At 35.4% G+C, this 11,960-nt stretch carries 7 protein-coding genes; 2 read left to right on the top strand and 5 right to left on the bottom strand.

The annotated features are described in order from the left end of the window. Nucleotides 1–147: 147 nt before the first annotated feature. Nucleotides 148–1,569 carry a hypothetical protein gene (locus IPZ78_RS16805; RefSeq protein ID WP_225555144.1) on the bottom strand — a complete coding sequence of 474 codons (1,422 nt, stop codon included), beginning with the start codon at nt 1,567–1,569 and terminating at the stop codon, nt 148–150. Between the two features lie 7 nt (nt 1,570–1,576). Continuing rightward, complete coding sequence (locus IPZ78_RS16810) at nt 1,577–4,054, bottom strand: TonB-dependent receptor (RefSeq protein WP_225555145.1); 2,478 nt, start codon at nt 4,052–4,054, stop codon at nt 1,577–1,579. Between the two features lie 92 nt (nt 4,055–4,146). Here IPZ78_RS16810 and IPZ78_RS16815 point away from each other — a divergent pair, with 92 nt between their 5' ends. Then, on the top strand, nt 4,147–5,097 hold the full coding sequence (locus IPZ78_RS16815) for an AraC family transcriptional regulator (RefSeq protein ID WP_225555146.1): 951 nt from the start codon (nt 4,147–4,149) through the stop codon (nt 5,095–5,097). 106 nt (nt 5,098–5,203) lie between these two features. On the opposite strand, the gene IPZ78_RS16820 is transcribed toward IPZ78_RS16815, so the two are convergent. From IPZ78_RS16820 to IPZ78_RS16830, 3 genes are all read right to left on the bottom strand, one after another. Beyond that, on the bottom strand, nt 5,204–7,663 hold the full coding sequence (locus IPZ78_RS16820; RefSeq protein ID WP_225555147.1) for a TonB-dependent siderophore receptor: 2,460 nt from the start codon (nt 7,661–7,663) through the stop codon (nt 5,204–5,206). A 174-nt stretch (nt 7,664–7,837) separates the two neighbouring features. Further along, nucleotides 7,838–9,760, bottom strand: coding sequence for a glucosamine-6-phosphate deaminase (gene nagB / locus IPZ78_RS16825; RefSeq protein WP_225555148.1), 1,923 nt, complete (start codon nt 9,758–9,760; stop codon nt 7,838–7,840). A gap of 125 nt (nt 9,761–9,885) precedes the next feature. Then, nucleotides 9,886–11,046 (bottom strand): methionine aminotransferase, encoded by a 1,161-nt coding sequence (locus IPZ78_RS16830; RefSeq protein WP_225555149.1) that lies wholly within the window; start codon nt 11,044–11,046, stop codon nt 9,886–9,888. A gap of 66 nt (nt 11,047–11,112) precedes the next feature. On the opposite strand from IPZ78_RS16830, the gene IPZ78_RS16835 reads away from it, so the two are divergent. After that, the gene (locus IPZ78_RS16835) at nt 11,113–11,781 is read left to right on the top strand and encodes a TlpA family protein disulfide reductase (RefSeq protein WP_225555150.1); all 669 of its coding nucleotides are present in this window, start codon (nt 11,113–11,115) and stop codon (nt 11,779–11,781) included. Nucleotides 11,782–11,960: the final 179 nt, after the last annotated feature.

Raw genomic sequence — 11,960 nt, forward strand, 5'->3', positions numbered from 1 at the left:
ATTGTACTTTCATATCGTTTTTTGGGTGCACCTCAATTTACAAAAAATTGAGGACAAAAAACATAAGCCCCGCCATTATTTTTTAATGACGGGGCTCTTTAATTAACAGACCTTTTTAGACAGCCTCTTTTCTAGGGTTATGATTTATTAGTATGCACCTAAGTAGAAGCTGCCGGATTGATTTTTCAATTTTGCTCCTTTGGCAATAGCTTTAGTTTTGTAATTGATGATATATAAGTTTCCATCAAGGCCATTAGGGGTCAATGGGACGTAAAGGTTGTCGCCATATACGCCTATGTTTTGGAACTGACCAAATGTTCCCACCATTGCAGTTACACCTGTAGCTGTATTTGCAGAACGACCACTGAATCCAATATTTGTTTCTTGTTCTGTTGTCAATTTAGTAGCTGTTTTTGCTTTCAGATCTACTAATGCCAAGTAGCCACCATCTGTACCTGTAACAGTATACAATACTAATCCAATATCTTCTTTGATATTTCTCCATGCTCTAATAGCAATGTTTGAAGAAGAGCCTAAGGCCGTTTTTAGATCAAAGTTGTACGAGTCGTCATACGTATTTGTGCTAGACGAAATTTTTAATATTTGATATCCTCCAGTAGCCGTCGCTTGGTAAATATCTCCGTTAGAGCCCAGCCATTGCGTCATGGTACGATATGAGTGGTTGTTTGTTTTGCTCACTGTAGAATAAATTAGTTTTGGATTTGCTAAGCTCGGATAGTCTACAACTAAAGTAGCTGTTCCTAGCTCTCTTACATTTGTAGCAGATTCTCTTGTCGTCCAGACTTGATTACCATCGTCATTTACTGTCGCTTTTTTGGTTAAATCAACTTTAGTTAAGTTACAGCCAATAAATACTTTGTTTTTTGCAGCATTTAAGATTGGAACATCGATACGTCCAATTTGGTAACCTGCTTTTGTTTGTTCTGCTGTGAAAGGAATGATAAATTCTGTCTGGCGTAATATTGTAGGGTTATCCAAGTCTAAAGCTAAAATTTTTGCCGTACTTTTTACATCCACAAAATCAGCACCAGCGCCCGTTGAAGATCCTTGAATTTGTGCGGAAGCATATACGCCCACACCAATACCATTCGCTGCAATCACCCAACGGGGTGCACTACCTAAAATTGGTTCAGTATTTAATTCTTCACGTGTGTCAATAAAGCTTTTACCTCCTTGAACATGGTATTTGTTAAATATGCCACCATCATCACCTGTATACTGGATATTGTACAAAAAGTTTCCATTTGGTGAAGCCTGCACACGTGCAGTACGTTGTGAACGTAAGGTATATCCATTTGCGAATACATTTGCTTCAAAGGTTGGATTTTCAGCATCTGCCAATGAGATTGCTAGAGCTCTAGTTCCTCCGTTACCAGCTTCGCCCGTCGCGTCAGGAAATGCACCTGTCAGTGTAATAAATTGTCTAACACCCAAATCTGGACCTGTCAAAAAGTTTGGATCATCATCAGTTGATTTTTCACAACTAGAAAGTGTGCCGATAGCTATAGCGGATCCGAAAACTAATGCTTTAAATAGATTATTTCTCATCTTATTTTTATTTAAAATTATTAATTGTATAGTTTATTTTTACGTAAAAAGCTCTTCCTGGTTTTTGCACACCAAAGTTGTCGTATACCTCTGAATTGAAAATGTTTTTACTATCAAGACTTAAGACTACATTAGATTTTGGCAAACGATAATTAACTCCTAAATCATGGGTGAATTGTGTCGGTGTAGTAAACCAATCTGAATCGTACCAGATGGTTTTGAATGGAGCAACATATCCCATGTTGTAATAAATATTTACTACTGATTTTTTCTGGATAAGATTGTTTATACGATACTGTACATTGGCATTCATTGTAAAGAAAGGCTCGTTAGGTACTTGTAAATCATAAAGGCTGTGTGGATTACCCCAATCATCATTTTTTACTTTGAATAAGGAGTTGAATTTGGAGAAATTGAAAATTGCATTTAACTTATTGTTATAGATGTAATTTACTTCGGCTTCAAATCCAATAGCTTGTGTTTTTTCTAAATTTACAAACTGCGTCACTTGAATATCTTCTATTTGATTTTCACGTCCTGGTAATACTTCTTCTGTTCTAGTTTGTTGTATGATTTTGTCGTATCCGTTTCTCCAGAAAAAGTTACCGTAAACGGAAAATTTATGTTTCTCCACCTTAGATAGGGCGTATCTCCCACCTAGATTGTAATTTATTGCCAACTCGGGTAATATTCCCTCATTAGGCAATAAATTCTCTTCTGGTGAACCAAAAATATGGCGTTCGGTAGGCATTATAAAAGATTTCTCTGCGGATACAATTACAAAACCATTTTTTAGTGCTTCATAAGAAACAGTTCCTCCAAATCCACTATTATCACGTGTCGTTTTATTAAGGTTGTATACCATTTCTCCACCCACTTCGTTGATAGGAATATTTTGTACAGTATTATATATACCATATTTTCCAAAGAAATTAGTACGTAATCTTCCTCCAAAAGTTTCAGCTTCATAATTCAACGCGAAAATATTGTTGCTAACATCATTTTGTGTTATCCATTTACTTCTTTCTGGTATCAATAAGTCTTTATCATCTCTTGTTGTCGATTCGTATTTGTGGTTCAACGAAAGACGATGTCCTGAAAATAACATGTATGAAAGATTTGATCGTATGTTGGTAATTGTGCGATCAATATTTGACATTACAGCATCACCTTGTTGACCTTTGCCTATTTCGTGCGGGTACGGAAGTACTTCTCCTTGACTATTAGGCGGAGCTAACATTAATTCTAATAGGTATGAATTACTTCCCTCACGAGCCCAGTTATATTTTTGACTTACAGTATCTTGTAGATAAGTGTTTCTATAGCTTCTTGCTGCATTGACATTCAACGAAAGTCCGTCTACAAAAAGATCTTTTTTGTTATAATTTAAATTCAAGACATGAGCCTGATACTCGTTAAAACGACCTTGATAAGCTTTTGTCATTGTCAAGCCATGCGGTATGTCTTTATAGGAGTCCGAAATGTTGTAACCAACAAAGAATTGATCAGCCCATTTAACATCAGTGAATCCAAATTCGAAACGACCTCCCACAGTTTCAAACTTGTCATTCGGTCTTCTTGTTTTGTTATATCTAATGGTATTGCCACCCGAAGTCGTATACTTAGAAAATTTGCCCCACATCTCATAGTCATTATCTGAATGACTATAAAAGCCTGAAAATCTAGTAGTAAAACCGTTTTTATTATTTCTATATAATCCTGAAATATCAGCACGATAGGTATTAAATGATCCATAAGACATTGCCGCTGTTATGTTATTCGCAGAAGCATCTTTTTTCATTACTACATTTATAGCACCACCAATATAATTTCCGGAAAGATGCGAAGGCAATACTCCTTTGTATACTTCTATTCTCTCAATCATAGAAGGAGGGATATTATTAAGATTAAATGAAGAACCATACGTAGAAATTTCTAAACCATCCAAGAATATTCCTATGGTACTGCCTGACATACCATTTAAATTATACTCAATAGGAGAGCCTTCGCCACCATTTTGACGTACTCGTACACCTACAGCACGGTCTAATAGTTCATTCGTGGTTAAGTTTCTTAAAGAAGCTTCTTTAGTTTCTATGACTGTCACAGCAAAGCCCGATGTTTCAATTTCTTTTTTTGCTGTTTTGCGCTCTATGCGAACTTCGTCAATCGAAAAATCACCTTTTTCGTTGATATGAATATGAAGGTCAGGATAGTTTTTGTTAATATTGATTTGTAAAATCTTATTTTCTATCTCGATTGAGGTTAGAACAAAATTGTATTTTCCTTCAGGAACGTTTTTAAACTCGTATCTACCTGCGTCATTTGTAACCGCTGTAAAGTTTGTTCCTTCAAGTCTTATAGTTACATGTGTTACAGGTTCTCCATTTTCTTTGTGTACTTTTCCTTTTACAGAATGGAGCCGTTGCGCATACAACGATATTTGTGTGAAGAGTAAGAATAATAACAAGTAAATATATTTCATTTATTCAGATTAATATTTTAATTTCGAAAATCATTTAGAACGAGTCTAAATAAAATTAATGATGCAAATCTAGATTTAATCTAAATAGTAAAATGACGCAATCGGGAAATAATCTTTCACAATCGGAAAATAATGCAGAGACACTGGAGAGCGTGGGCAGTATTTTGCAAGAGTTTAATTTGTGTTTGCATTATATCTTATTGCACAAAGAGGGGGCAGTACACTTGTCATCTCCAATAAATGGTTTCTTAAATATATTACTGCTCAAGAATTCGGATAATTGTATATGTCCTTATTTTATTAATCACAATTCATATGTAATCCGCGGGGGAGAGAATGTAATTCATACGGTGACTGAAGGAGATGTATTTGAATGGAAAAATATATATGAGCGTAATATCGGACTTATCATCTATATCCCAACACCTTATTTGGCAGAGTTTGATCTTAAGTTTCAACAAAATAGTTCTCGTTTCAAAGATGGATTACTTACATCCAGTGATAATAGAATGCAATTGCTCCAATCGCAACTCATCGAGCTTTACCAGCAACCTTCATTACTCAATAAGCTGAAAATCCAGTCTAATCTAATTGAAATAATCGCACATCAGATAGATGGATTAATGGTTGAGAATGACAAACAACAAGTAATCGTTGTTAAGAATCATTACGATAAAATCATGTTTGCAAAAAAGTTGATCGATAATGATGTGAGTAAAAATTTTACAATTCCTGAATTAGCAAAGGAAGTGGGTACTAATGAACAGTATTTGAAAAAATATTTCAAAGAATATTTTGGTAAAACCGTGTCAACCTATATTACCGAACGAAAGATGAATTACGCCAAAGAACTTATTGTCAGTGGGGACTATCGTGTGGCTGATGTAGCGCGTATGACAGGGTATAAACATTCTACTCACTTTACTACAGCTTTCAAAAAGTATTTCGGGTTTATCCCTAACTCTCTACGCTATACATATTTGCTTGCTCATGGCGCTGGAGAGGTGCTCGCCGAGCTCGAAACTTTTATACGAATTTTATAAAAAAGGAAACGCTTCACAATTTTGTGAAGCGTTTTTCTATTCTCAATACTACGTTTTCGAATAATTGATGCTGATACTATTGTTGTCTAATTAGGAGAATAGGGTATTAAAATTTATAAGATATCGTTGTCATGAAGTTACGTGGAGGTATAGGATTCACAGAATAATTTTCATGTATAAAGTAACTCAATTCGTCAGTAATATTTGCCATTTTAGCTAGTATGCTGAATTTTTTAGCAGAATACCCCAATGAAATATCAAATGTGGTAAACGGGTCAACTGGAATAAGGCGATTCACACCGTCACGTTCATTAATTTTTGAATTATTCCATCCCGCATTACGTTTGCCCGTATAGAATGCTGAAGTACCTAATTTTAATCCTTTAAGCGAACCATTGTGAAAAGTATAGAATAACGTTGCATTTCCAGTATGCGCAGTGGTTCCTACTAGTCGGACATCTTCTTCGCTACCAGATGTTTCGGCATCTTTACCAGCACTATCTTTATATTTTATAATTCCTAATGTCTCGCTATAGCGCATAAAATTATACGCATATCCAGCCAATATATTTAGACCTGGGAGGATATTACCATTGACGTCCAATTCAATACCGTCTGAAGAAGTTTTACCCGTGAATTCCTTCATATTGGTGTCACCATTGGCAGATCCATCAGCTGTAATTAATGCCATTTGGGTGAATTTGTTATTGTTGATTCTATAAGCTGTAAGGTTAGCAGAGAATCTTCCACCATAAAAATCATTTTTAATTCCCGCTTCAAAGTGATCAACTAATGATGGGGTTAATGGTTGAAAATTGATATCATAACCTGTATTTGTAATAAAGTTGTTAGCGTAACTTATATAGATAGATGAACTCGTAAGGGGTTGATAGATTAACGCAAATTTAGGGGACCAAGCTTTGTCAATTTTTGCTCCAGCTTCTTTACCATTAATCATATTTTTTACATCCTCTTTTACTCCAGTTTTGTAGGTGTATTTTTCAGAATAGGGTGTTCTTTGGTAAGTGTACCGTACTCCAGCTAATACTTTGAATTTCTCTGATAGAGAAACCAAATCCTGAATGAATGCACCATAACGGTAGACATCTGTTTTTGTCCAAGTATTTTTGTTTGACGAAGGAATATCAGATCTAGTGGGAATTGGATTTAGTACGTTAATTTGATCATAAGCTGTTGATGCTGTTGTTGGTTTGGATAAATCTGCAAAAATATTATATGCATATGCTTTTGTAGCAGATTGATCCATATCTCCACCGAATAGGAGCTGATGCTTGATACCTCCAGTAAGGAAATTACCCGTTAGATTTAATTGCTGGTTCTTGGTAAATTCTTCTGTAGCACTTCGGCTTAACGCCCTAGGAGCTAGACCTTGCGCATTTGCTTGTATACGTTCTGAACCATAGTAGTTCCTATTGTAATTTTGGATACCAGCAATTAGGCTAAGTTTCCAGTCTTCATTAAAATTATGATCAAATGCAACTTGTCCATTTGTTGAATTTGTATTGTTGAAAGCACCATTTACGTTTAGAAAAGTATTTCTTTCTACTTCATTATTAATTTTGCCTTCTACTGAACCTATCCCAAAATCAGGTGTATAGTCAGATTTTAAGTAGTCAAAATTGAAGCTTAATTCTGTACGATCTGATATTTTATACAATACAGACGGATTGATATACACGCGGTCTGTTTTCACTACATCTCTATAGTTATTAGCTGATTCTCCAGTGCCGACAAATCTAAAAGCCACTTTATTAGACAATGGTCCGTAAACGTCTAATGTAGGCTTGTACGTATCCCAGGAGCCATATCTGAAAGATATTTCTGCACCTGTATGGAATTGTGGTTTTTTGGTTACCAAATTCACGACAGCACCACCCGTTACACCACCGTATAACAATGCTGCAGACCCTTTTAATATTTCTATAGACTCGAGTGTACTTGCTTCAATACGTCCACCATTATTAGTACGGGAGCCATTTTTAAAGATATTGTTAGCACCAAGACTGTAACCTCTAGCAAAGAAGTTTTCACCAACAGCTCCACGATTTGCACCTAATGCTATTCCATTTGCATTCTTCAGCGCATCTCCCAAAGTATTGATTTGTTGATCTTCTATGACTTGTTTATTGATGATTTGTACTGATTGAGGTAAGTCTTTATTATCAATTCCTGATTTAGCAACTCCTACTTTTTTATTATTTATCGAATTGTATCCTACTACTTCTACTTGTTCTATTTCGCGATCAAATTTATGTAACACGATACTTTTTAGCTCTGTTATTGCTCCCGCAGGATTGATCTTCAACATCTCTTTGCGATAGCCTAAGCCAGATACAATAATATCAAATGCACCATTCTGAGGAATAAATAGTTGAAAATTACCTTTCGAATCTGATTGGGCTTGTTTATTTCCTGTACTGATTGTGATATTTGGAAGCTCTTTGCCTTGATTATCGACAAGTTTGCCTTTTATCGTGGTCTGTGCATACGCTATTGAGCCAATGCTCATTGTGACTAATAGTGCATAAAATATTTTTGTCTTCATAATTTATTTAAACTAATTCTAAATTACAAGCAAAAATAGGGTAGGATATAGGTGTAAAAAATAAATAATCCGATAAAAAGTTTAATAATCGGAAAATTATTCTTCAATATTTATTGTTTAATAACAAAAAAGCCGTTCTAAATTTTAGAACGGCTTTCTTTTGGGTTATTTGTATTAATCAAATTTCCATTTTACAAAAGCTTCTATAGCTTCGTAATTTGCTAGCCCCAATTTATGATATAGACCAGCGGTGTACGTAGTTCTGTCTTCTGCTCTTACCCAGAATTCACGTGGATCATCACCTGGGAATACAGGAAGATCTTTTTGTGATTGGTGTTTGAAGATTGCTAAACGTTTGCGTTTTACCTCTTGAGGAGATAGTGGAACTGCCATTTCAATCTCGTGAATAGGGAATTCGTACCATGCACCACGATATAACCACAACCAACAATCTTTAGCCCATTCTTCAGTAGCACGTAAACGTGTTAAAGCCTCTAAGATAATATCAAAACATACTTTGTGTGTTCCATGTGGATCGTGGAAATCTCCAGCAGCAAATACTTGATGTGGTTTTACTTGACGCATCAATTCTATCGTTTGTTGGATGTCATCTTCAAAAGAAACATCTTTTGAAAATTTTTGACGATCGTAGAAAGGTAAATCTTGGAAGTGAATATTTTCATCTGGAAGACCTACAAAGCGAGATCCAGCGATAGCTTCACCTTTACGTATGTATGCTTTTACCTTACGGATAATTTCAGGATCAATTTCTTTAGGTTGTTTCTTGGCAAAATATTCATTCGAATCTTTGTATAATGTTTCTAATTTAGAAGCATCTGAACCTAATTCCTTTGTGATATCTGTTGCAAATTCTAAAAATCTTCTAGCGTCATCATCCCATACAGCGTTATTACCTGATGTTTGGTAAGCTACGTGTACATTGTGACCTTGATCTGCTAAACGGATGAATGTACCACCCATAGAGATTACGTCATCATCAGGGTGTGGTGAAAACAAAATAGCATTTTTACGAGCAGGCTCAGCACGCTCAGGACGATTAGAATCATCTACCCCTGGTTTACCACCTGGCCATCCTGTGATTGTACGTTGTAATTCGTTGAAGATTTTAATATTTATAGCATATGCCGGACCTTTCGTTGTCGAAAGACTTGCCATACCATTGTTGTTATAATCGTCGTCAGTTAATTTTAAGATAGCTTTATTCAATCTCAATGACAACCAAACAACAGCTTTCTTAATCAAACTGTCAGTCCATTCTACATCGTGGGCTAACCATGGTGTGTCAAAACGAGTCAATAAACAAGCTGCTCCTTCATCAAGGATGAATTCTACATTGTCAGATAATTGAAGGAATGTAGCCGGAATATCTGAAGAAATTTCACCTTCTACTGCTTTTTTAACAATCTCTGCTTTTTTCTCGTTCCAGGCCATCAAGATAATCTCTCTAGCTTTGAAAATAGTACCTACACCCATTGTAATGGCTTTGGTAGGAACATTCTCTTTACCTCCAAAATCATGAGAGGCATCACGACGCGTCAAATCATCTAAAGTAACGATGCGGGTACCAGAGTTAGGTGCGGATCCTGGCTCATTGAAACCAATATGTCCAGTACGACCGATACCCAAAATCTGAATATCTAAACCACCTAAATCCGAAATCTTTTGCTCGTAAGCTTGACAGAATTCTTGTACTTTATCTTCGCTTAACGTACCGTCAGGGATATTGATGTTTTCGCGAGGAATATCCACATGATCAAATAAGTTTTTGTTCATGAAGATAACATAGCTTTGAGGCGCTGTAGGTTGCATTGGATAGTATTCATCCAAATTAAAAGTTACTACATTTTTGAAACTCAAACCTTCTTCTTTGTGAAGACGTACTAACTCTTTGTAAACTTTGATTGGAGTAGCGCCTGTTGCTAAACCTAATACAGCAGTTTCGCCTTTAGCTTGCTTCTCTTTGATGATAGAAGCAATACGATTTGCAACTTGAATCGAAGCAACATCTTGATTTGGGTATACCGTTACGGGTACCTTCTCAAAACGTGTTTCCTCTAATAAATTTAATCTTGCCATTTATGAGGTATATATATGATAAATCGTGAATTGCAAATTTAGCAATAAAATGCCCGTGTTAATAAATAAAAAACGAAATAGTTGATATTTAATAAAAAAAATATAAAGTCAAACCGTTGCAGTAATTATAATTTTTGTAAATTTTTTAACGCCATTTTTAAAGTTTCTTCTTTCTTAGCAAAGCATATACGTAGTAGATTTTGATTATGTCCATCTGTGTAGAATGCCGATATCGGAATCGTGGCTACTTTATGATCTATAGTTAGCTTTTCGGCAAACGGTAGTTCATCTTCAGTTGCTATAGAGCTGTAATCGACCAATAGAAAATAAGTCCCCTCACATGGCAATGGCTTAAATGCTGTAGTGCTCAATTTATCAATCACGTAATCTCTTTTTTGCTGAAATAGCGGGCTTAAGGATTGGTAATATTCGATTTCACTAAGGTAATCTGCAATAGCGTATTGCATGGGTGTATTTACAGAAAACACATTGAATTGATGTATTTTTCTAAATTCAGCTGTGAGTTGAGGCGTTGAAATGACATACCCCATCTTCCAGCCTGTAGCATGCAATACTTTGCCAAATGAGGCTACAACAAATCCTCGTTGGCGTAAGATATTTGATGCTAGGATAGAAATATGATGCTTATTGTCAAAAACTATATGTTCGTAAACTTCGTCACTTAATACAAATATTCCCGTTTCTTCGACGATTTTTTCCAAAGCATTTAAATCTTCTTTTGTCAAAAGTCTACCTGTTGGATTGTTGGGATTATTAACAATGATAAGTTTGGTGCGATGTGTTATTTTACTACGAACGATATCCCAATCAATTGAAAAATCTGGTGCGACCAATTTGATAGGGATCACTTTGCCTCCAAAAGATTGTACACTAGGACTATATGAATCATAAGCGGGTTCGAAGACGATGACCTCGTCGCCAGGATGAATTAATGCTGCAATAGTAGAATATAAGCCTTCCGTTCCCCCTGCAGTGACGGTTATTTCTTCAGTAGGATCGACAGTAATTCTATAGTAGTGCTCATATTTCGCAGCTATGGCTTTTCGTAATTCAATAGTACCAGGCATTGGGGCATATTGATTAAACCCTTTTTGCATATATTGAGTCACAAGGTTGGTTAGTTTAGGGTCAATATCAAAATCTGGAAAACCTTGTGAAAGGTTGATCGCTTGGTGCTGTTGTGCTAACAGTGACATCCGTGAAAAAATGCTAACAGTAGCTGTTGGTAACTTAGATTGGAAGTGGTTTTGATTATTGTTTGTCATTTTTGATTTTATAACTATACTAAAGTAGTAGATTATTTTATATTTGAATAAAAAATATTATTTCCGATGAAAAAGTTACTTTTTTTAATCGTATTTGTTTTGCCTCTGCTATTATTTGCACAGACAAAAGAAGAAAAGATAAAGTATATCTTGGCGAATACCAAAGATGTAAATACGATACAGTCCATTTTGCGTTTGGATAGTTATAATCCAGATTACAAAGAGATGCGTACATATTTCAAAAAAATGGATAAAAAAGTACGAAAATCGACTCAAGGGAAAATTTTTGATCGTTATCTAGATGCTTTGGAAAATTCCTCTGTAGGGAAGAAGGCGCCAGGTATTACGCAATTCGATCTGGCTGGTGAGCCTTATTCTTTACAAGATTTAAAAGGAAAATATGTACTGGTTGATTTTTGGGCGTCTTGGTGTCCTCCTTGCCGCGAAGAGAATCCGAGATTGGTGGCAATTTACAATGATTTTAAAGACAAAAATTTTGAAATACTAGGTGTATCTTTTGATAAAGATATGGGTGCTTGGAAGAAAGCAATCCAAGATGATAAATTGACTTGGAAACATATCTCTGATTTACAACATTGGAACAATGGAGCGGCTGGTGTTTATGGCATCAAAGCGATTCCACAAAATATTTTAGTAAATCCTGAAGGAATTATCGTAGCGCGTAATTTGCATGGCGACGATTTAAGAAAGAAACTGCAAGAGATTTTGAAGTAAGATTCTGTACCAAAATGATAAAAGAAGCTGTCCAAAAAGGGCAGCTTCTTTGTTTTATTTCGATTTTTAAGAAAACTTCTAATTGTTAAGCTGCATACTTGGATACAGAGGATATTTTGGATATTTTGTAATTATTGACAGTTTTGGATTCTGTTTTATTGCTAATAGAAGAGTTTATA

This window comes from Sphingobacterium bovistauri (assembly GCF_020295405.1).
Classification (GTDB): domain Bacteria; phylum Bacteroidota; class Bacteroidia; order Sphingobacteriales; family Sphingobacteriaceae; genus Sphingobacterium; species Sphingobacterium bovistauri.

What these genes read in the sequence shown, in the direction of transcription:
- IPZ78_RS16805 (WP_225555144.1), bottom strand. Translation starts at nt 1,569, where the DNA reads ATGAGAAATAATCTATTTAAAGCATTAGTTTTCGGATCCGCTATAGCT.
- IPZ78_RS16810 (WP_225555145.1), bottom strand. Translation starts at nt 4,054, where the DNA reads ATGAAATATATTTACTTGTTATTATTCTTACTCTTCACACAAATATCG.
- IPZ78_RS16815 (WP_225555146.1), top strand. Translation starts at nt 4,147, where the DNA reads ATGACGCAATCGGGAAATAATCTTTCACAATCGGAAAATAATGCAGAG.
- IPZ78_RS16820 (WP_225555147.1), bottom strand. Translation starts at nt 7,663, where the DNA reads ATGAAGACAAAAATATTTTATGCACTATTAGTCACAATGAGCATTGGC.
- nagB (WP_225555148.1), bottom strand. Translation starts at nt 9,760, where the DNA reads ATGGCAAGATTAAATTTATTAGAGGAAACACGTTTTGAGAAGGTACCC.
- IPZ78_RS16830 (WP_225555149.1), bottom strand. Translation starts at nt 11,046, where the DNA reads ATGACAAACAATAATCAAAACCACTTCCAATCTAAGTTACCAACAGCT.
- IPZ78_RS16835 (WP_225555150.1), top strand. Translation starts at nt 11,113, where the DNA reads ATGAAAAAGTTACTTTTTTTAATCGTATTTGTTTTGCCTCTGCTATTA.